The organism is Chloroflexota bacterium (assembly GCA_016219275.1).
In the GTDB taxonomy this organism is placed as follows: Bacteria; Chloroflexota; Anaerolineae; order UBA4142; family UBA4142; genus JACRBM01.
The window spans coordinates 69,282-91,143 of the sequence record JACRBM010000105.1 but is presented as its reverse complement, the minus strand read 5'-3'; the positions used below and the strand labels follow the sequence as shown (position 1 = coordinate 91,143).

Below are 21,862 nucleotides of genomic sequence, written 5' to 3'. Positions count from 1 at the left end.
GTTACGCTGGCGTCACTACAATCAGAAACAGGTCAATGCGTCGTACCTGCTTTACCGACAACGATTGAAAAGGAGAAATTACAATGACAGCGCGCATCACTTTTTTGCTTGCGAGTTTGGCTTTACTCGTCGTTCTGATCGCGGCGTGTTCGTCGCCGACGCCTGCCGCGCCGGCGACAGTGAACGTCGTGAATTTGCAAACTCCGGTTCCGCCGACCCAAGCGCCTTCCGCTTCGATGGCGAATCCCGCGTCCGTGTACTGCGTCCAACAAGGCGGCAAGTCCGAGATTCGCAAAGATGCGAAAGGCGAAGTCGGTTATTGCGTGTTCCCCGACAAGAGCGAATGCGAAGAGTGGGCGTTCCAACGCGGCGAGTGCAAACCCGGCGCGAAACCGACGACTGCCCCAATCGCCGCGATGGCGAATCCCGCGTCCGTGTACTGCGTCCAACAAGGCGGCAAGTCCGAGATTCGCAAAGATGCGAAAGGCGAAGTCGGCTATTGCGTGTTCCCCGACCAGAGCGAATGCGAAGAGTGGGCGTTCCAACGCGGTGAATGCAAACCCGGCGCGAAAATAACCCAGGTGCAGTTGACCAAAGCCGACAATGGCAAGACGATTAAGATCGCGCAAGGCGTTACCATTGAAGTGGTGCTCGAAGGCAATCCTGGGTCAACCGGATATTTGTGGGGCTTGGAATCTGGTAACGATGTGGTTCTGAAACCACAAGGGGATTTCAAATTCTCTTCTGCTTCGAACATGCCGGGTGCGGGGGGCAAGTTCTCGTTCAAATTCACCGCGGCGAGCGTGGGCACCGCGACGTTGAAATTCGCGAACAAACAACCGTGGAACCTGAACGATCCGAAAGCAGAGACATTTACGGTGACGATTCAAGTGACTGGCGCGCAATCCTCTGCGCCCAATCCGTAGGCGTACTGCGACCTTGCGAAGGTTTACACTTCGCGCCTTCGCAAGGTTTCAATTCGCTCCGTGCTTGTCGCGATACATTTGCGCGTCCGCTTCGCGCAACACGTTGAGCAAGGTGCCGGATCGTTCGCCTGTCGCCGCGCCGAGCGCCAGACTCAGCGGTAGCGTCACCTCCGCATTGTGACGGGCTAGCGATTGTCGCACGCGCGCGAGCATACGTTGTGCGACGACCACGCACGTATTGGGCAACAGCACGGCGAACTCGTCGCCGCCGATCCGCGCCACAATGTCGTCGCCGCGAAACGCATCGGTCAACACGTTCGCCGCGCCGCGCAACAAATCGTCGCCGGCGGCGTGCCCTTGTTGGTCGTTCGTCGTTTTGAGTCCGTTCACATCGCACATCACGATGCTGACCGGAAAATAGCGGCTGTGCTCCAGGCGTTTTAGTTCTTCTTCAAAGAACGCGCGATTGTACAAATCCGTCAACGCATCGTGCGTGCCCAGATACTCCAAACGCAGCACGGCTTGCCGGCGTTCGGTCACGTCACGCGCGATGTGAAACGAGCCGGTCACCACTTCGCCATCGCGAAAAGTGCTCCCCCGCACTTCCAGGGACACGCGCCGCCCGTCGCGAGTCAGCATTTCCATCAGGATCGGGTCGAGCGACGCGTCGCGCAAAATTCTTTCCATCATCGCGCGCGCTTCGGCTTGGCTTTCCGGCACAACAAAATCAAGCGGGTCCCTGCCGACTAGGTCCGGCACCATGTAGCCCAGCGTGCGGCACACCGCGCGATTGACCATCGTGATCTTGCCGTCCGCGCCGAGCGCAAAAATCAAATCGTTCGCTTCCTCGATGTACGTCCGCCAGCGGTCTTCGCTGCGCCGCAACGCGGTTTCGGCGCGCTGTCGTTCCGCAATCTCGAACTTGAGTCCCTGGTTAATGTCCTCCAAATTCATCGCGCGTCGCACGCGCGAAATAATGATCGGCGCGATAATCGCCGAGACGACCAGGGCATCCAATTCACCCAACCAAAAAATGATCGGCGAGATCGTGCCTTGCATCAGCAACATGATGATCGAGTTGGAAATTGCCGTTAGAACCAGCGCCGCCAGAATCGAGATTACTACAAAGTGTCCAGGTCGAACATTTTTGAGCCACCGTGTAAACGAATCAGCCATGTCTGCTCCCAAACTAGTCCCTCAACCTAGATCATACAACTATATGCTCTTGCCTGCGCTTCCAGATTTATTCCAAGAATATTCGGCGTCCGGTATAGTAAAATTTTGACATTCGCCGCGGCTTGGACGTGCGGAAATTGAATCGGAATCCCAAACCCGAAGGGTCTCCGAGACCCTTCGGGTTTGGGGCGTCTTTTTCCAAAAGCAAATCTCAACATCTATAGAAAGGAACTACCACGCCATCAGGCGCACGAATGCGGCGACGACTTGCGGGTCGAATTGCTTGCCGCTCATCGCGAGAAGATACTCGCGCACGCGCGTGGTCTCCCACGCCGGGCGGTACGGGCGATCCGACGTGAGCGCGTCCCAGACATCCACTACTGCAAAGATGCGCGCGGTCAGCGGAATCTGTTCGCCCTTGAGTCCGCGCGGATAACCGGCGCCGTCCCAGCGTTCGTGGTGACAGTACGGAATATCCAAGGCGCGACCCAGGAATTTGATCGGGGCGAGCAACTGATACGCGTACAGCGGATGCCGCCGCATCAATTCCCACTCCGCGTCCGTGAGCGGACCGGGCTTGAGCAAGATTTGATCCGGCACTCCCATCTTGCCGATGTCGTGGAGCAACGCGCCGCGCCGGACGTTCACGAGTTCGGCGTCGTCCAAGCCCATCGCGCGCGCGAGGCGCACGGTCAGTTCCGTCACGCGTTGCGTGTGCCCTTCCGTCTCTTCGTCGCGTAGATCGAGCGTGCGCGACCAGCCCTCGATCGTCGTATCGTACGCCAGTGCCAGCTCGACATTCGAACGTTCCAAGTCGTGGAAAAGTTGCGCGTTGTCCATCGCAATCGCGGCTTGATTCGCAATGGCTTCGAGAAAATTCTGCCCGTCCGCATCCAAGCCGCGCGGCGTGCGATGGAACAATTCGAGCACGCCTTTGATTTGACCTTTGGCGATGAGCGGCGCGGCATAGTACGCGCCCAGGTTCTCGCCAAACTCAGTTTGGAGATGGCGCGTCAGTGTGCTCATCGGCGCGGACGCTTGCCGGCTGATGTACGCCGACACATCCGCCAGCGCGAACACACGTCGTTCGAGCGCCGCCGTCCCAGCCAGTTCTTCGCCCAAGCGCACGCTGACCCGCGCGCCGTCGCGCACGCCCAAGCCGCGCCCAGCGCGAAATTCGAACGCGTGCAGATGCGGATTGAACGCGAGAATATCAGCGCCGTCCATGCCCAGTCCCATCATCGCGCGCTCAAGCAGAATGCTCAACGTCACGTCCAGGTCCATGGACGATGTGATCGCCATGTCCACCGTCCGCAACGCCTGCACCTGGTCCAAACGACGTTGGGTCTGATTGTGCAAACGTTGGCGATGCAGTGCGCTCCCCGCCATTTCGGCAAGCGTGGTCAGAATGTACACCTGATCCTCGCTCAATTGATGCGGTTCTTGGACCGAGACAAAGAGCACACCGATGGAATCTTGCGCGGTGCGAATCGGGACTGCCGCGCCGCGCAATCTGTCCGGCACCCGCGTGCGATTCGCCGCGCTGGTGCGCGGGTCGTTCTTGAAATCGGATGAGAGATACACTTGCCCCGACACAAAAACCTGCCCGGCAATGCCTTCGCCCGGTTTCAGCGGCGTCGTATCCGCCGGAAAACCGCGCGCGGCGGCTTGGACCAACTGATTCTTGGCGGGATCGTACAGCCAAATCGTTGCGGCGTGCGCGTGAAGCACGGACAGCGTTTCGTCGAGCAATATCGCCATCATCTGATCGAGTGACTGCGCCGCGCGTAACGCGGTGGATATTCGGCTCAACGCTTCGAGCGCGGCAAGCCGCCGCCGCGTTTCTTCAAACAGCCGCGCGTTTTCCAGCACACCGGCAGCGTGTGCCGCGAGCATCTCCAGTAACACCTGGTCGTCTGCTGTGTAAACGTGCGGGCGGTACGATTGCACCGACAACATCCCGGTCACGCGGGCGCCGGCGCGCAACGGCACGGCTAACACAGCGCGCACACGCGCCTCGTCCCCAAAGTGAATGAACTCGTTGTCGGCGGGCAAATCGTCAATCAGCACCGGCTTGCCCGTCGGAATCACTTGTCCCATCAAGCCCTGATCGGACACTGTCCGAATGACCGGCGAACGTCCGCCGCGATCTATCAAATAGACCGCGACATTTTCGGCGTGCGCCTCGTCGCGCAGTCCGATGACGAACGCTTCGCACGGCATCAGTTGCGCGGCGGCGCGATGAATCGCGATATAGACGCGTTCCAAATCCATGCCTGCGCTGATGATTTCCTGGCTCGCCCAATGCAAAACATCGTGCCGTTCCGCCGCGCTCACCGCCTCTTGATACAACCGCGCATTCTCCATCGCGACCGAGATTTGGCTTGCGAACAAGGTCAGGAGTTTTTCGTCTTGCGCGGTGAACGCATTTTCCGCGAGACTCGTCACGACGATCACGCCTCGCACGGCATCTTCGTGGACGAGAGGGATCCACATGCCCGAACGCACCGGCGTCCCGTGCTTGATCCAACGCGGATCCTGGGTCACATCGGGCACGTACACCGGCGCGCCGGTTTTCGCCACCAGTCCGACGATGCCCCGTTCTTCGCCGACGCGAAAAGCCCAGGTAGGCATGGTGGACGGGTTCAAATCGAGTCCGACGCCAAATTCAAACTGCACCATCTCCTCGGCGGGGTAAATGAGAAAGACACCCACGTGATCCGCATGGACGGCTTGGCGCGCGGTTTGACACAACGATTCCAGTTGCGCGCGCGAATCGAGCGAGCGATTGACCGTGAGACCGGCTTGATACAACAAACCGAATTGTTCGGCGCGCAATTCCGCGTCGTCGAACAACCGCACGCGCTCGATCACGATCCCCAGTTGTTGCCCGACCGTCCGCATAAACGTGGTTTCTTCTTCCGTCCATCCGTGCGGTTGCGGCAAGCACACACTCAACCCGCCGATGGTTTTTCCTTGTGCGCGCAGCGGCACCAACAGCGATGCGTGAAAACCGAATTGTCGCATCGTCTGTGCGACCGGATGCTCCACGCGGTTCCAATCGTTGACGACGGCGAATTGTTCGTACGCCATTCCGCTCAAGGCGTGCATCTGTGTCTGCACTTGCTCGAACTCGGCGGGCACGCCACGAATTGCAAAAGCGCGCGCATGTCCGTTGGTCGGCACAACCCACACGCCGCCAATCGGCGCATCCAGCGCGCGCAGAATCTCGTCGAGCGCGACGTTCAACACGGCATCGAGGTTCGCGGCAGACTCGACCGCGGCGGTGAAAATCGCGTTGAGCGCGGCTTGATACGCGACGCGACGGCGAATCTCTTCTTCCGCGCGTTGCCGCGCGGTCACGTCTTGCTTGATCGCGACCAAGTGCGTGATATCCGCGCCATCCGCGCGCACCGGTGTGATCGTCATCTCCTCGGTGTATTCACCGCCGTCTTTGCGCCGATTGACCAATTGCCCGCACCACACGCGACCGGCAAGCACGGTGTCCCACAGGTCGCGATAAAATTCGCGCGCTTGTTTGCCTGACCAAATCAAGTCGCGCGGATCTTTGCCGATGGCTTCGTCCATCGCGTAGCCGGTCATCGCGACGAACGCATCGTTGCACCACTGGATCGTTCCGCGCGTGTCAGTAATGACGATGCCGTTCGCCGCGGCTTGCAACGCGGTGACCTGGAGTTGACGTTGCGCCTCGGCTTGCTTCCGCAAGGTAATATCGCGCGTGACGCCAATCGTGGCGGATGTTTTGTCACCTTCACCGCGCATCGCCGTCCAACGTAACTCGGCAGGAAACTGTGTGCCGTCTTTTTTGAGCAAGGTACACTCGAGAGTGCTGACACCCCTCTCGCGCGCCAGCTTCTGCGCGCTGTCAATGATGCGTTGGCGATCCTGCTTCGCCACCAGTTGGATCGCGTTCAAACCGATCAATTCGTCTGCGCTGGCATAGCCATGAATGTGCGCGAGTTGATCGTTGCAGAAAAGAATCGTGCCATTCGCCGCAATCATCGAGATCGCGTCGGGGGAAACCTGGACGAGCGTGCGATACCGTTCTTCACTCGCGCTCAACGCCGCGGTGCGCTCGGCGACGCGTTGCTCCAACTCGGCGGCATGCGCGCGCAGTTGCCGGTCTTGATCGGCAAGCGCGTCTGCCATCGCGTCGAAGGCAGTCGCCAGTTGTCCCACTTCATCGCCGGTCGTCATACCGACGCGGCGAGTCATCTCGCCGGCGGCACGTGCGTGCACCGTGTCCGTCACGCGGCGCAACGGACGCGCCCACCACCGCGCGCCCAGCACCGCGCTCGCAATCGCGATGAGACTGACGAGTAAGGCAGTTTGGAGTGAGCGATTCGTCTGCGCGTCCAATTCCGCGAATATCACCGGCTCGGAGGTAAACACGCCGTACACCCAGCGTTTGCCATGGAGCGGCGCGATAGCGCCATGCGATGTTACCTCATCGCCAAATGCGCCCCGCACGTGCGCGTCCGCCGTCGCGTCGTACAACACTTCGCGCGAACGTTCCACAAGTTGGGGATGATTCAATGGCGCGGTGAGCCGCTCGCGCGTCTCAGGTCCCCAGCGTTCCTCCGCGATCATCTTGGCGAGGACATCTGCCGGCAATGGCGCTAGCGGACGAAACCGCCGCTCGGGGTGCGCGGTATCGCTCAGTAAAATTCCCGCGTCGTTCCACAAGAGACCGAAACTGCCGCGCCCCATGTACTCGAGGCGTGTGCGCGCGAGTTCGTCAAAACGCGTCATCGGCAATCCGCCGATCAGCGTACCCAACACGACGCCATCATTCGCGCGCACAGGCGCGGAGAAATGCAAATGAGGCACATCTTCCAAGGGGTCGCTATGCGGCTCGTCGAACGCGGTGTTGCCGGCAATCGCGGATTGAAACGCGGGTGTGGTCAGATAACTTTGACCGACCCGCGTGGTCGGCATCGCGAAGAGCACACGACCGGCTTGATCGGTCAGGAGAATTGCGCGGTAGGTATGCGCGCGGCGCGTTTCGTCAAATATCAACGCCAATTCATCGCGCGCCGCGGCATTTTGCGGATCGCGCAAGAATTCGACCGCCGCGGGCATGCGCGCGAGGACGCTCAGATCGGCAAGCGTATCGTCGAGAAATTCGTCTATCTCGTCGGCGGCATTGTGCGCTTGCAAGATGTTGCGTTCGCGCGCGGCAACCAACAATTCGTCGCGATGCGCCGCGCCATTGTAGAGCGTTACCAGCACAAGCGGCACAATCGCCATTGCCACGAGTAGGATGGCAAGTTGGGTTACCAGGGGCAAGTTACGCCAATTCAACCGAGACAGCAACCGAATCATTTTTTCAAACGCACCAGACTATAATCCTGAAAGGTAACTAATCCACGCGCCTGAACCTGCGGCAAGCCGGTGACGTCGGCGCGATAGATGATGAACTGGACATTTTCCATGATCGGCAGAAACACCAGATCGCGCGCGAGAATTTCCTGGGCGCGAAAATACGCGCGCGCGCGGTCTTCTAATTTCGTCAGCCGCGCGCCTTCGTCTAACGCGGCATCCAACTCTGGATTGGCATAACCCATAAACTGATACCCGCTCTTGGAACCGAACCGATAGTTCAAATTGTCCGGGTCGGGACCCTGACTGCCGTTCGTCAGCGCGAGATCGAAATTTTTTTCGGTGAACACGCGCGCGTTCCAATCGGTCGTCGCGAGTAACACAGGTTCCAGCTCGATGCCGACGCGCTGCAAATCGGTTTGCATCGCCAGCGCGATTTCTTTGAACGGCGACGCGTTAAACGCGAGCAAGGTCCATTGCGCGCGCGTGCCGTTCGCGTGGCGCGCGAGTCCGGCTTGGTCGAGCAATTTTTCGGCGGCGGCAATATCGCCATCCGGCACACGCGCCTCGGGATCGAATGCCCAGGGTATCGCCGGGGTGTAGAAACCCTCGCCGGGGATACCGTATCCGAGCACGGCGCGATCAACAATCATCGGGCGATCCAGCGCCATGCTAACCGCCTGGCGCACGCGCAGGTCATCAAATGGCTTGCGCCGGAAATTAAAGCCCGCGTAAAAGCGCGCCGGGTGCAGAAAGGTTTTGACGATTACTGCCGGCGCGTTTTGCAACACGCGGATGGTTTCGAACGCGGGACGCGCCAACGTGTAATCGGCTTCGCCACGCGCGATCAAATCGCCGGCGGTGGACGAGTCTTTGAGCACCCGGTACGTCACCTGGTCGAGGTACGGACCGCGCTTGAAGTAATCGCGATTCGCGGCGAGCGTGATGTGATCGCCCTTGACCCACTCGACGAATTTGAACGGTCCGGTGCCAATCGGTTTGTCGTTCGCCGGATTTTTCGTCCAATCGCCGCCGGCAAAAACATGCGACGGCAAAACAAAGGTGCCGTACCACGCGAGCGTCGGAATGAACGGCGACCACACCTGCTTCAAACGCATGACCACCGTTTGCGCGTCCGGAGTTTCGATCGCGAGGATGCGGTTGGCGGCTTCGCCGCCGGACGCCTGCGATTGCCGCAATGCCTCGAACGTCCATTTCACATCGGCGGACGTGAGTGACTTGCCATCGTGCCACCGCGCATTCTTGGCAAGATGAAACGTGTACGTCAGACCATCGGCAGAGACCTCCCAGGTTTCCGCGAGATCGGGAATCACGCGATAGTCCGCGTCGAGCGTGAGCAGTTTGTTGTACACGTTCTGCGCGACGCTGAATGCGCCGTCGTCCGAACGCAAATTAGGATTGAGACTCACCGGCTCGGTGAATAACACCACGCGAAATTCGCCGTCGCCGCCTTTGACCGCGAGCGTTGGCGCGAACGGATTATTCGCGCACGCGACCAGCGTCAGCACAAAAAGCACCCAACTTAACCGAACGAAAAGCGCGCGAGATAGCCGCGTTGAACGGAACGAAAAGCTTAACATCGCCCATCTCCTTGAACTAGAGCAGATTCCATCTTGATTTGCGGTCGGTATCGTAGAGACGTTGCACGCTTCGCGAACGTCTTTACCATACTGTAAACCAAACCGGAATTCGCGCTAGTCACGGTTGTACCACTCTGCCATCATCGCACGCAACGCCTCACTTGCCAATCCACAAGAATTCCTAGTCGAGTCAGCCATTGTTCCTAGTGCTCGACTTTTTCTTCCCTCAAGACGCAAGCGGGGACAAGTCGCGCAAACTTGTCCCCGATGTTCAAACCGCTCCCTGCATCACACGTCGGATCACGCCCAACACATCCTCAATGTCCGCACGCGCGATGCCATAGTGCGTCACCGCGCGCATTCGCCGCGCACCCGACGCGCCGATCAACACGCCCTCCTGCGCCAACCGCTTTTCCGCTTGCGCCGCCGTCAGACCGCCGGTCAAATCAAAGAACACGATATTGGTCTTGACACTTGTCGGATCCAGGTCTATGCCGGGCAGATCGGCGAGTTGTTCGGCGAGATAGCGCGCGTGCGCGTGGTCTTCGGCGAGCCGCTCGACCATCGTGGCGAGCGCGACGATGCCCGCCGCCGCGAGGATGCCGGCTTGGCGCATTCCGCCGCCGACCATTTTACGATTGCGCCGCGCCTCGGCGATGAATTCACGCGCGCCGCACAAGAGCGAGCCAACCGGCGCGCTCAAACCTTTCGAAAGACAAAACGATACGCTGTCCGAGTACTGCGCGAAATCGCGCGCCGTCGCGCCGAGCGCGACTGCTGCGTTGAAGATGCGCGCGCCGTCAATGTGCACGCGCAAATCGTGGGTGCGCGCCAAATCGAACACGGCGCGATGATACGCGATGGGCAACGGCGCGCCGCCGCAATGGTTGTGCGTATTCTCCAGCGCGATGAGTCGCGTGCGGGGCCAATGCACATTGTCGCCGCGAATCGCGTTGGCAATCTCGTCGAGCACCAGTGTGCCATCCGGTTGATTCGCCAGAGTGCGTGGGTGAATGCCGCCGAGCGCCGCCATCCCGCCGACCTCGTTGATAAACATGTGCGCTTTACTGCCCACGATCACTTCGTCGCCGCGCGCGCAATGCGTGAGCAACGCGACCAGGTTCGCCATCGTCCCGCTCGCGACGAACAACGCGGCGGGCTTGCCCATTTGTTCCGCCGCCAATTCTTCCAGGCGATTGACCGTCGGGTCTTCGCCATACACATCGTCACCCAGTTCCGCGTTTGCCATTGCCGCGCGCATTTGCGGCGTCGGCAACGTGACCGTGTCGCTCCGCAGATCAATGCGTTTCAATTTTGTAGATTCTCCTTATCCATAGCTTCACTAGAATCCAGGTTTCTTTGAGAAACCTGGATTCTATTATTTGACTTGATTCGGATCCGCAATGTACTTCCACCAATTATTCGCGATGCCGCTCGTCACGCCAGCCACTTTGGGCAAGTGACGCAACCACCACTTGTGATGCTCGCGAATATCGCCGCTCCCCCACTCGCGCGCGTCCACCGTGCGAAACACCGGCGGGTTCGGCAAAGCGGGATACAGCAACCAATCATCGCAACACGATTGCACCGGCGACATCACGCCCCACTCGTAATCCGCAGGACTGTTCGGCGCGTAGTGAATCGTGCCGATGTTGGATTGCCCCGGCGCGATCAGATCGAACAGCAAGAATCGCTCGAACACGTTGCGCGCACTCGCGCCCAGAGCGGGAGTGCGTTCCGCCGCGTTATACGTCTTGGCAACAAATCCTTCCACATGAAACTTGCGCGCGAGCATGGATTCGGCGCGGTGTCCGAGATTTTCCAGCATCTCGCCGTTGCCGCGTTCGAAACTAAAACCCATCACCACAAAACGACGCGGGCACGTCTCGGTGTTAGGCAGGGGATTCGAATTGCAAAAGAACGCGCCCTTGCCACCCATCGTAGATTCGTAAAAGCCCGCGCCCGGAAAATTCCAAATCCATACTTCATCTATCTCGTTATTCGCCACGCGCGCAAGGATGTTGAACTTGGCGAGAATGGCTTGATAGTCCACCATCCCAGGATCGAGTCCCGCGCCGCCCGCGCGATACGCGCTGACGAACTGTTGCGGATCGTAGACGAATCCGCTTTCTTTTTTCGGAAACTCGTCCACCTCGATGCGCTCGACGATTTGATAATTCACCAAGCCGCCGCTACTCTCACGCAAATCCGTAATGTATCCTTGCGCGAGCGTTTCAGGATCGTTCCAGTTCAATTCCTGAATCAATTTCTTGCCGGTCGCCGGGTTGACTGTCGGATTGTACGTAATCATCAACACGCGCGGCGCAAGCGGCGTCAACTCGCCCGCTTCGGGCGGTATCGGCGGCGGCGGCGGCGGCGGCGGCGAAGGATTGAAAAGACGCGCGAGCAAATCGAAAAGCGAAGAGAGGAAAGACATGAGACTCCTTTCAATGACAAATGACCAAGGTCCAACAATTGGCTTTTGTCATTTGTTCCTTGCTCTGTTCTTTTTCAAACCCTAAAATTCCACGGTCACTTGTTTCGGTTCCACGCGGTCTTCCACGATACGAACATCTTCTTGAATCAACCCGACCCAGTGATATACGTTCACGCGCGGCGGTTTGTCCACGATGCGCAGCGAGCCGCTCACCGTGACGCGTTGACCAGGCATCAGATAAAAATACTCTTTGCCATCCAGCACGACACGCGTCAATTCCTTGCTCGAACCGATTTGCCAACGGAACGGATACGAACGTCCCGCGCTGTTTCCATCGTAATCGAGACCGACGCGCCACACGCCCGGCTCTTCGAAAAATTTCTTCGTGTTGAAATTTTCGCTCGTCGTGTAGAGCGCGCCCGGCTCCGGACCTTTGGTGCGAAGCGGTACGGGTCCGACGTTTTGTACCGTCACGGTGAATGTCACCGTTTCGCCGAGCGGCACGAGAATCGCGGTCGGCTCGATTCTCAAACTCGGCAATCCCTTCGGTCCCCACTCGACGCCGCCGTTAGAAATCGTCGCGCGCGGAATGCCGCTGTCCTTGATCGTCAACTTTTTTTCGGCGCGCACGCGATTGCCCACCGCGTCCACCGCGTCGGCGATGACGGTGTACGTGCCGTCGGGCGGCGGCGTCGCAAGCAAATCAATTCCGCCGTCGTAATCGTACTCGTGCGCGCCGGGCTGGGTATAGCCGTCCTTGATATTGAGCGTCGTCTTTTTCTCCGCGACCTCATAGCGTTGTTTGCCGTCGCTGAGATACACGTCTACCTTTGCCGCTTTGGTGAGAAAATAGCGAATGATCACGCGGTCGGCAATACCATCCTGGTTCGGCGTGAATGTATCTGGGAAAACCGTAAAGTTTTGCAACTCGGGCGCAATCGAATCGGCTTGCGTGATCGTGAGCGATTTCGCAGCTTGCGCGATTTGCCCCGCCGCGTCTTTCGCTTCGATCACAATCGTGTACTTGCCATCGGGCAGCACGCGGTCGTTGATCGCGCCGGTGAAGGTCGCGTCGTACTCGCCGGCAACGCGCGGTTGCGCCGCGCGGAAAATGTGTTGCTTGCCTTGCGCGTCTTGCAGGTAAATCGAAACGGTTGCCTCGCGTCCAACGCGATAATGAATCGCCGCCGCGGCATTGTCACTCCCCGCGCGCGGCGAAATCGCGTCGGGCGTGACCGACACGTTGTCGAGCAACGCGCCGGACATGCACGCGCTTGTCATCTGCAAAACAAAAATGATTGCAACGATTTGTCGAAACAACCTTGCCTCCGAGCCAAGTATAGGTTAATTGGATTTTTAGTCAATCGGTCAATGCGTGCATGAAGCGAACCCCCACCCTAACCCTCCCCCGCATTCGCAGGGGAGGGAACTTGCTCCCTCCCCTGTTCGCCTGGCGCGAAGCGTGGCGAACGGGGGAGGGCTGGGGGTGGGTCATCGTGTTATTTCTATTCCTGCAATGACGACCGCATCACCCGTGTCCGTCGGCAAGCGCGCGCCGGTCGCCGGATCGTATAGACCGATTTCGATTTGATATTTGCCCGGCGGCGCGTCCGCGTCAATCGCGATGCGATACGCGTCGGGAACGAATTCGCCGGGTAGCCACGCGTTCGTCGGCGGCGATGGAACACGGTCCACCTGTCCCCACAGCGGATTGCTCGGAGAGTGCTTGGGATTGAACTGCGCGCCGACAAGATGCACGAACGCGGTGTAACTCTTTTCGATGTGTTGATCGGCGCGCCAGAACAAGGTGATTGGCATTGTGTCGCCCGCGCGGTAATTGGTAATCGGTAATTGGTAACCGGCGAGATGAAGCGAATCGCCAAAACGATAATTGGTTGGATGCGCGATGTTGTTCACACGCGTAGCGCTCGCGCGTGGTTCGATGTGGATGCGCGCAAGTTCCAGTTGATTGACCATCAACGCAAACTCGCCTAACGCGTTGGGGGGAATCGCAAAATCGTTTTCGTAACGCAAGTACTCGCCGCTTGGCATTTGCAGTGATGTTGTGACAAGACCGGTCACGCGCACCGACACTTGCGCCGGCAACCTCGCGCGCCAGTACGTGACAAGGCGAAGCGTGTCGCCGGCGTTGACCTCGCGCGTCGGCAGATCAAAACCCAGCAATTGTAAAGTGTCGTTGATTTTTTCGACGCGCGCATACTGCGGTGCGAAATTCTCCGGCGCGATGGCGACCCAATCGCGCGTGTCCGGCGCGTGCAACACCAGCCGTTTGTCGCCAATCGTACGTTCGAGTTGCTTGGGCAATTCGTGTGCGAGTCGCGCTTGGAGCAATTTCTGCGGATCGGTCACGAGCGCGTCCGGATTCGAGACGAGCCAGACCGCGCGGTTGCGATTCAAGGCGCGGCGCACCAGCGCGTCCGCATCGCTTGCGTTCATCGGCTTGCCATTCGGTACGCCGAGCCAGTCGAGCGGATAACGCAAATAGTACAGGAACGTGGGCCATTCCTGATCGGTGTCGAGCAAAATCAAATCGCCTTGCCGCGCGAACGCGTTGATCGTGTTCGCGAGCGTCGCGTATTCATCGCGCAACCGGCGCTCGGCATAGTAATCGTTCAGCACAAACGCGTTCGCGCCCAGGACGAACAGGATCGCGATAATCGCGAAAGCACGCGAAAATCGCGAAAGAAATGCGACGCCGAACGCGAGAAGCATCGCGTACGCCGGCGCGAGCACGAGCAAATAGCGCGCCTGGATTTTCGGCGCAAAGAACGCGACGGGTGTGAGCGAGAGCGCGTAGACGAGAAGGGGCGGGATGACGACGATGAGGGCAAAGAGCAATTCGTGATTCGTAATTCGTAATTTAGAATTCGTGTTCGCGCGGTCGGGTTTTGAATTACGAATTGCGAATTGTGAATTCACAAAAATCCCTAGCCCAGCAATGATGGTCATGCCAATCGTCAGCGCGGTATAATTCTCGATGTTCGTCGTGACGCCGAGCGGGAGGACGGTGGCGACCAGTTGGAGGAACAAAACGAAATCGAATACGGGCGCGGCGCTCCACGACGCGGCGTTTTGTAGGTATAGGTACATCCAGGGTGCGAAAAGCGCCGCGGCAAGTGTGTTGGCAATCAGCCAATTGCGAATGGCAAATGGCAAATTGGGAAATGCGCGATGCGCGAAACGTGAAACGTAAAATGCGCGGACGAAGACCAAGACCGCGTAGAGATTGAGCGCGATCAGAACGAGCGCGGCGAGATAGTGCGTCCACATTGCAAGCGCGGCGCAGAGCGCGTAGGCGATGATGGGTCGCCAGATTGGGCGCGCTCTCCAATTTCCAACTTCCAATTTCCAACTTTCAATTCCAAACCACACCGCGACAAACGCAAAGAAAATCGAGGGCGTATAATTCTTGATGTCCTGCGACCACCAGATGTGAAACCGCGCGGTGGCGAGAAACAACGCGGCGAGCATGCCAACCACCCAACCTTGCGAAGGTTTTAGAACCTTCGCAAGGTTGCCGATGCGATAGATCAACGCAATCGTAAGCACGCCAAACGCGACCGAGACGAATCGCCCCGCGAACACATTTGTCCCCGCGACGAAATTCCAAAAATGGAGCAACCAGTAATGGAGCGGCGGATGCTCGTCCATCGCGGTGCGCCACGCGATCCACGCAAAATCTTTTTGCGAAAGCCAGATGCTCCAGCCCTCGTCCCACCAAACATTCTGGTCGCCCAGACGATAGACGCGCAAAAAGAACGCGACGAGCACAATAGTATAGATCGCGATAGGCGCAAACAAATGACCGCCGAAAGCAAAAGGCAGACGGCGGTCGGCGGTCAGTCGGCGGCGGTCAACGCTCACTGCTCCGCTCCGCTCAACCCAACGAGCGCGACGCCGATACCGACGACAACGGAGCCGATGAGTCGCAGCGGATGCAAGCCCTCGCCGAGAATGATCCACGACTCAATGACGACGATGACGTAACTCAACGCGAGCATCGGGTACGCCAGCGAGAGCGGCACGCGCGAAATCACCGAGAGCCAAAAGATCGAACCGCCCATAAACCCAGCGAACCCAAGCCACAAGTTGTAATTCAGCGCCATCCTCAAAAAGGTGGGAATGATCGTGCCGACCGAGGTGAAATCGAGCGCGCCGATTTCGTTCATCCCGCGTTTCAAAAATAATTCGCCAGTCGTGCTGAACAGGATCGCGGGAATGAGCCACAGCAAGGCGGTGAGGGTTTCACGAGACAAAGGATCCTCCAAGACAAGTGCAATAGTTGGATAGTACGATAGTGCGATAGTCTGGAAGATTCAACTACCGCACTAGCGCACCATCACACTATCGCACTACCGAATTATCAAACTGATTAACTGCATTTGCCACTAGGCGTACATCGTCGAGCGGCAGTTCGGGATAGAGCGGAAGCGATAAAATCGCGCGCTCAAGTTTTTCAGACACGGGCAGACTGCCTTGCCCATAACCCAGGTTTTTGTACGCGGCTTGGCGATGAATCATTTGCGGATAGTGAATCGCCGTGCCGATGCCGCGCGCTTTGAGATGCGCGCCGAGTTCGTCGCGGCGCGTGGATTGAATCACGTACAAATGATGCACTGCTTGTCCGTACGCCATTTCGCGCGGCGGCGTGACGGTACGCAGCAGTTCTGTGTAGAGCGCCGCGCGTTCGCGGCGCGCCGCGTTCCACGCATCGAGGTGGCGCAGTTTCACGCGTAGGATCGCGGCTTGCATTTCGTCGAGCCGCGAGTTCATCCCTTTGATGTCGCTCGCGTAGCGTTCGCGCCAACCGTACTGCCGCAACAGATTGACGCGCTCGGCAAGCGCGGCATCGTTCGTCGTGATCGCGCCGCCGTCGCCGTACGCACCCAGGTTTTTCGTCGGGTAGAAACTGAATATGGCAATGTCACCCAGCGAGCCAACGCGTTTACCGAGGTACGTCGCGCCATGCGCCTGCGCGCAATCTTCGAGCACGCGAATATTTTTGGCGCGCGCGAGTTCGAAAATTGGATCGAGATCGCAACTCTGCCCGAACAGGTGAACAGGGATGATCGCTTTCGTACGCGGTGTGATCGCGCGTTCGAGCGAGGCGACATCCATCAACATCGTGTCTTGGAGTACATCGCACAGCACCGCGCGCGCGCCAGTCAGTTCGATTGCCGCGACGGTGGCGACCGCGGTGTTCGGTACGGTGATCACTTCGTCGCCCGCGCCGACGCCGAGCGCGAGCAACGCCAGGTGAATCGCTTCGGTGCCCGAGCCGACACCAATCGTGTGGTGCGTACCGATGTACTCGGCGAATTCTTTTTCGAATGCGCTGACTTCGGGTCCGAGAATGAACCAGCCGCTCTTCATCACGCGCAGCGCGGCATCGTCAAGTTCAGATTGGATCGAGGCGTACTGTTTGGTAAGATCGAAAAATGGAATCATAACACCCCGGAGGAAATAGTAATTGGTAGTTGGTAATTACCAATAACGTTCTTTGTGCTCGCGATAAAAATCGAGCGTACGTTTGAGTCCTGCGCGCAAGTTCACGCGCGGCGTCCAACCCAGTTTACCGCGAATCTTGCGATAGTCGGCGTAATAATCGCCAATATCAATCGGCTTGCGGTCAGCAGGGTACGGAATGATCGTGTAACTTCCGCCGCCATTGATCTCGATGCACAACTCAGCAAGGTCACGAAAGTTGATCGTCTCCTCGCTACCCAGGTTGAAAATCTGTCCGTTCACCTCGTCGGTCGTCGCGGCGAAAAGCATCGCGTCAATAAAATCGTCCACGTAGTTGAAATCGCGAATCTGCATTCCATCACCCCAGATTTCAATCGGCTCGCCGTCAATCAATCGTTTGATCCAAACACCGAGGAACGTCTGGCGCGCATCCTTGACGCGCATCCGTGGACCGTACGTGTTCGTCATTCGCAATGACACCGCGCGAATGCCGTAGACGTTGTTGTAGAGGATGTGATACCACTCACCCGCCATCTTGTTGATGCCGTTCACATCGGTCGGATGCAAAAGATGACGTTCGTCTACCGGCAAATAATCCGGCTTGCCGTAGATTTGGCGCGTGCTGGTGAAGACGATCTTGACGCGCGGGTTCTGTTTGCGGCACGCTTCGAGGATCGAGAGTTGCGCGCGGCAGTTGATTTCGAGATCGGTGTACGGATCGCGCATCGAATCGAGGTGCGAGGTTTGCCCGGCGAGATTGAAGAGATAATCGCGTCCTTGCACGAGATAGTCCATCGAGTACTCATCGCGCACGTCGGCGATGTTCACGCGCACCTTGTCCTCGATGCCGGCGATGTTGAACAGGTTGCCGCCGTACTCCGGGATGAGCGAGTCCACCAGCGTGACGCGCGCGCCGAGATCAACCAAGCGTCGCGCGAGGTTCGAGCCGACAAAGCCGAGTCCGCCGGTAATGAGGCAGTCTTTGTTAGTCAGGGTAGTTGAATAGTCCATAGATCCAATCACAGGTTGCCGATCAATGATCACTTCGCCGATCCATTATTTGACTTCGCTCAGTTCTGGTGGCTCAATGCCCAATATCAGCAGCGGTACGGCTGGATTATTGCGACCATGTCTCAAAATATTGTAAACCTCGCCTTCGAAGTAAGCGATACCGCTGCTCATTTTTGCTTGCATTTTCTTCGTAGGCAATACTTCGATGCCAAGATTGATTAATCCCCCAGAATAGAATAGTAAATGTTTCACGAAAAGATCAAATGCGACGAAAGCATATTTTCCAAATTGGACTTCTATCGCAATCTGTTCCTTCACGAAATCTGTTTGCTTGTAAGATGAGATGGGGTCTTTGACTCCGTGAGACTCGTGCAGTTTCTTTTGCTCCGCATATGAAAGTGGAATCAATGTCTGCATCAATTTTGGGTCAGTTGTGACGTAGTACTGATATCTACTTTCTTTCCATCCGAGTTTGGATAATTTGTCATCAAATGCTTTGTTGAGTTCCACAGGACTGTAAAGCAATTGTCCGAGCATCGTTTTTTCTTGACTTACCTTGGTCAAGACCTTTCTCGCGTCAACATTTTCGATGGTTTGAACTATTTCATCATAAAGTTTTTTGTGGTGAACGATCAAGTACTCTTCGCCATTCAAGTGAGAATATTTCTGTGCGATTTTCATCTCGTCAGACTCCTTGTGAATCGTTTGAGTTTTTGCTTGGCAAATTCCAATCAAGTTATTTTTGCCTTGCTCGTTTATATGCTGACTTCTTCTCCATGAGTTTCTTGTGGGCAAGGTTTTTCCATTCATCAGGGATCTGTGCAACCTTCTCTGTTCCTGTTGGTACAAAAACAGGTTTGCCCAGCGGACGAATTTTCAATTCACCGTTGAAATACGCTGCTATGCGTTCGTGAGAAATATCCACGTACTCCTTTTCTTTTTCGCTCCCCATCGCGCGACGATTGTGTTTTATCGCGGCAATCAGCGTTGAGCCAACGCCGGCGTACGGATCGAAAACCCAATCACCTTCATTCGTCAGCGCGAGAACACAACGTTCAACTAGTTCAATGGGGAATTGACACGGGTGAATGGTTTTTTCGGGATGATTCGCTTTGACATTTGGGATATTCCAAAGTTCTTCTTCCCAATCCTGCGCGACAACTTGCCAAATGTCGGAAGGATTTTTTCCAAGTGGATTACCCGATGGTTTGCCTTTGTTCGGACCTTTGAAATGACGCTTGCCCGGATACTTGGATGGGACGCGAACCGGATCTAGATTAAAAACATATCTGTCGCTTTTGGTAAACCAGAGAATCGTTTCGTATCGTCCTGAAAAACGTTTTGACGCGTGCAAGCCGTGTTCAAAATGCCATACGATTCTATTGCGTAGAGCCAACCCTAATTTTTTGAAAATGCCATAGTAATAAATATCAAGCGGATATACTTCGCCATCTTCGACAAAATTGCCAACTTGCCAACAGATGCTCCCGTCGTCGCGAAGAACGCGGCATAATTGAGTAATGACTTGGGATTGCGTTTCAAGATATTTTTCGATTGAGACGCGGCTTTCGTACTCTTTGCCCAAATTATATGGTGGTGAAGTGATAATGAGTTGTGCTGTAGCATCTGGCAACGTGACAAGAAAATCTTCGACCGCGCCGTGATACAAAACAATCTTTGCGTCAACCCTGAAGTGGTTTTCAATTTGTTTTGTTCTTACAAAGAGTGGCATATCCTTCATTACCTGCTCTCCACCATTTGGCTTGCACGTTTCGCGCGATACTCTTTCACCGCTTCTTGTTTGACGACGAGTCGCCACCACCAACGCATCAGCGCGACGAGCGTGCGCGCGACACGCGGGAAATTGAAAAACTGGGATTCGCCGTACTGCCGGTAAAAATGGCGCACCGGCACCTCGACGAAACGATAACCGGCGTCCTGCGCTTTTTTCACCATCTCGAATGTGATCGAGCCAGTGTCGGATTCGAGTTGCACCACATCGAAGATCGCGCGGCGCATCAAACGAAAATCGCAATCCACGTCGCGAATCTTCAAGCCGAACATCACCTTGACAAAGTACTGGTACGCCATCCCAATCCAAATCCGATGCAAGGGATCGCGCCGTTTGATTTTCCAACCGTTGATGAAATCCACATCATCCGAGATTTTTTCGGCGAGCAGTTTCAACTCACGCACGTCGTACTGCGCGTCGCCGTCGGTGTAGAAAATCCAATCCATTTTCGCGGCGGCAATCCCCGTGCGCAACACGCCGCCATACCCGCGATTTTCCGGATGCGTGATGAGTCGAAATTCCGGCGGCAAAATGCACGAGAGTTCATTGAGCACGCGCGCGGAATCGTCCGGGCTGGCGTCGTTGACGACGATGACCTCGTACGTGTCGGTGATCTCGCGCAACGTCTGAATCGCGCGAATGACCATCGTCGGAATCGTGCCCGCGTCGTTGTAGCACGGAAAGAAAACACTAATGCTGGGTTTCATAGTTGGGTGGTTAGATGGGTGGATAGTTGCATAGTTCAACTATTCAAGTAGTTGCGAGCCGACAGCTCATCGTAACGATTTTACCGACAGCTCATCGTGTAGCTTTCGTACCTTTGCAACCGACAGCTCATCGTAAAGGTTTTTCACCTTCCGCTATTTCAGAATCTTCGTTTTCGAGCGTAAAAACCGAGTTTTTCAACAACGATCACTACGATGAGCTGGCGGTTAGAACCGCCATTAGTGCAACGATGAGTGAGCGTTCGCAAAAGCTCAAAACGTTACGCAGGACAGCTGTCGGTTCGCAACTATTGCACGAGTAAACTTGTTTGCAGAATGATATGGTCGCTAGTCGGGATACCGTTCGCATCGAGCACCTGGAGCCGCGAAAAATCTTGTGCGTCGTACCAACCGATTTCAATACGATAAATGCCTGGTGGGAGCTTGGTTAGTGGTAATTGGTAATTATCTTCGACGTACTCGCCGGCGATCCAGCCCGTCGTCGGACGCGCGCCGTTCGCCGGTTGCGCGTCTTGTTGCGCGACAACCTTGTTATCCTGGTCGAGCAGATGCACGAACACGGTGTAGGGTTTGTCCATCTTCGCGCGCGCGTTCCAGAACAAGGTAAGTTTCAGCGTGTCGCTGGGGCGGTAATTGGTAAGTGGTAATTGGTAACCGGCGAGAGCGATTGCATTGCCAAAATTCGCATCTTGAATGAATTGCGCGTTCGGCTTGATAAAGACGCGGTCGGTTTTCTCGATAGTGAACGGCGCGAGGAACAAATTACCAATTACGAATCCCCTGCCATCTTGCAGGATCACGCGTAAATTGTTTGCACCATCACGCGCGGTTGCTGGTATCGCAACTTGATATTGTCCGCGCACGATTTCGCCGGCGCGCCAGGAAAAAGTTGGAAATTGGAAATTGGAAATTGGAAACGCGTCGCCTGCCACATCGCCGAATTGAATCTTGAACGTGTAATCACTTGTCGGCTTTTCATCCGCGCGCCAGAACAATGTCATCGGGATAGATTCGCCCGCGCTCGCCTTGTCGCGTCCGAGTTGATAACCGAGCAGGGTGAACGCGCCGAGCGGTTCGCTAATTGTATTCTGAATGTTCAGCGATGCAAGCATGGCAGGTTGGGTCGCCGGCAAAACCGGAATCGGTCCAACGCGGACTGTCTTTCCCATCGGTGCGCCATTCGGCGCGAGTACATCGAGTCCGGATGGATTGTTCGCCGTATAGAACGTGACTTCGACAAAGTACTCACCCGCTGGCGTGCCCGCGAGCAATGGCGCGGTGTACGCACCAAAGAGTTGCTCGTCCTTTTTCCAATGCGTCGTCGGATAATTGTATCCCGCCGGGCGACGATCCACCTTACCCCA

The 21,862-nt window shown here is 56.7% G+C and carries 14 protein-coding genes; 1 reads left to right on the top strand and 13 read right to left on the bottom strand.

Annotation, left to right across the window (positions count from 1 at the left end; translation table 11 throughout):
* Nucleotides 1-83 precede the first annotated feature (83 nt).
* Nucleotides 84-926: a DUF333 domain-containing protein gene (locus tag HY868_27535; GenBank protein ID MBI5305912.1), complete on the top strand. Its 843-nt coding sequence runs from the start codon at nucleotides 84-86 to the stop codon at nucleotides 924-926.
* 48 nt (nucleotides 927-974) lie between these two features.
* Here the strand turns inward: HY868_27535 and HY868_27530 are convergent, their stop codons facing one another.
* From HY868_27530 to HY868_27470, 13 genes are all read right to left on the bottom strand, one after another.
* Nucleotides 975-2,102: a GGDEF domain-containing protein gene (locus HY868_27530; protein MBI5305911.1), complete on the bottom strand. Its 1,128-nt coding sequence runs from the start codon at nucleotides 2,100-2,102 to the stop codon at nucleotides 975-977.
* A 231-nt stretch (nucleotides 2,103-2,333) separates the two neighbouring features.
* A complete protein-coding gene (locus tag HY868_27525; protein ID MBI5305910.1) occupies nucleotides 2,334-7,448 on the bottom strand; it encodes a GAF domain-containing protein in 5,115 nt (1,704 codons plus the stop codon).
* On the bottom strand, nucleotides 7,445-9,046 hold the full coding sequence (locus HY868_27520; GenBank protein ID MBI5305909.1) for a hypothetical protein: 1,602 nt from the start codon (nucleotides 9,044-9,046) through the stop codon (nucleotides 7,445-7,447). Before HY868_27520 ends, HY868_27525 begins: the two co-directional genes overlap by 4 nt.
* 271 nt (nucleotides 9,047-9,317) lie before the next feature.
* Nucleotides 9,318-10,358 carry a low-specificity L-threonine aldolase gene (ltaE, locus tag HY868_27515; protein ID MBI5305908.1) on the bottom strand — a complete coding sequence of 347 codons (1,041 nt, stop codon included), beginning with the start codon at nucleotides 10,356-10,358 and terminating at the stop codon, nucleotides 9,318-9,320.
* 66 nt (nucleotides 10,359-10,424) lie between these two features.
* Nucleotides 10,425-11,483 (bottom strand): hypothetical protein, encoded by a 1,059-nt coding sequence (locus HY868_27510; GenBank protein MBI5305907.1) that lies wholly within the window; start codon nucleotides 11,481-11,483, stop codon nucleotides 10,425-10,427.
* An 81-nt stretch (nucleotides 11,484-11,564) separates the two neighbouring features.
* Entirely contained in the window at nucleotides 11,565-12,803 is a 1,239-nt protein-coding gene (locus tag HY868_27505) for a hypothetical protein (protein MBI5305906.1), read from the bottom strand.
* Between the two features lie 171 nt (nucleotides 12,804-12,974).
* Entirely contained in the window at nucleotides 12,975-15,368 is a 2,394-nt protein-coding gene (locus HY868_27500) for a glycosyltransferase family 39 protein (protein MBI5305905.1), read from the bottom strand.
* Nucleotides 15,365-15,760, bottom strand: coding sequence for an EamA family transporter (locus HY868_27495; protein ID MBI5305904.1), 396 nt, complete (start codon nucleotides 15,758-15,760; stop codon nucleotides 15,365-15,367). The genes HY868_27500 and HY868_27495 overlap by 4 nt, the downstream gene beginning before the upstream one ends.
* 88 nt (nucleotides 15,761-15,848) lie before the next feature.
* Entirely contained in the window at nucleotides 15,849-16,952 is a 1,104-nt protein-coding gene (locus HY868_27490; protein MBI5305903.1) for a DegT/DnrJ/EryC1/StrS family aminotransferase, read from the bottom strand.
* 36 nt (nucleotides 16,953-16,988) lie between these two features.
* On the bottom strand, nucleotides 16,989-17,981 hold the full coding sequence (locus HY868_27485; protein MBI5305902.1) for an NAD-dependent epimerase/dehydratase family protein: 993 nt from the start codon (nucleotides 17,979-17,981) through the stop codon (nucleotides 16,989-16,991).
* Between the two features lie 45 nt (nucleotides 17,982-18,026).
* A complete protein-coding gene (locus tag HY868_27480; protein MBI5305901.1) occupies nucleotides 18,027-18,662 on the bottom strand; it encodes a restriction endonuclease in 636 nt (211 codons plus the stop codon).
* A gap of 55 nt (nucleotides 18,663-18,717) precedes the next feature.
* Nucleotides 18,718-19,722: a site-specific DNA-methyltransferase gene (locus HY868_27475; protein MBI5305900.1), complete on the bottom strand. Its 1,005-nt coding sequence runs from the start codon at nucleotides 19,720-19,722 to the stop codon at nucleotides 18,718-18,720.
* Nucleotides 19,722-20,480, bottom strand: coding sequence for a glycosyltransferase family 2 protein (locus HY868_27470; protein ID MBI5305899.1), 759 nt, complete (start codon nucleotides 20,478-20,480; stop codon nucleotides 19,722-19,724). The genes HY868_27475 and HY868_27470 overlap by 1 nt, the downstream gene beginning before the upstream one ends.
* Between the last annotated feature and the right edge of the window lie 1,382 nt (nucleotides 20,481-21,862).

Excerpts from the sequence above, each read along its gene's own strand:
- HY868_27490 (MBI5305903.1), bottom strand. The coding sequence starts at position 16,952 with ATGATTCCATTTTTCGATCTTACCAAACAGTACGCCTCGATCCAATCT.
- HY868_27530 (MBI5305911.1), bottom strand. The coding sequence starts at position 2,102 with ATGGCTGATTCGTTTACACGGTGGCTCAAAAATGTTCGACCTGGACAC.
- HY868_27525 (MBI5305910.1), bottom strand. The coding sequence starts at position 7,448 with ATGATTCGGTTGCTGTCTCGGTTGAATTGGCGTAACTTGCCCCTGGTA.
- HY868_27485 (MBI5305902.1), bottom strand. The coding sequence starts at position 17,981 with ATGGACTATTCAACTACCCTGACTAACAAAGACTGCCTCATTACCGGC.
- HY868_27475 (MBI5305900.1), bottom strand. The coding sequence starts at position 19,722 with ATGAAGGATATGCCACTCTTTGTAAGAACAAAACAAATTGAAAACCAC.
- HY868_27480 (MBI5305901.1), bottom strand. The coding sequence starts at position 18,662 with ATGAAAATCGCACAGAAATATTCTCACTTGAATGGCGAAGAGTACTTG.
- HY868_27520 (MBI5305909.1), bottom strand. The coding sequence starts at position 9,046 with ATGTTAAGCTTTTCGTTCCGTTCAACGCGGCTATCTCGCGCGCTTTTC.
- HY868_27535 (MBI5305912.1), top strand. The coding sequence starts at position 84 with ATGACAGCGCGCATCACTTTTTTGCTTGCGAGTTTGGCTTTACTCGTC.
- HY868_27510 (MBI5305907.1), bottom strand. The coding sequence starts at position 11,483 with ATGTCTTTCCTCTCTTCGCTTTTCGATTTGCTCGCGCGTCTTTTCAAT.
- HY868_27470 (MBI5305899.1), bottom strand. The coding sequence starts at position 20,480 with ATGAAACCCAGCATTAGTGTTTTCTTTCCGTGCTACAACGACGCGGGC.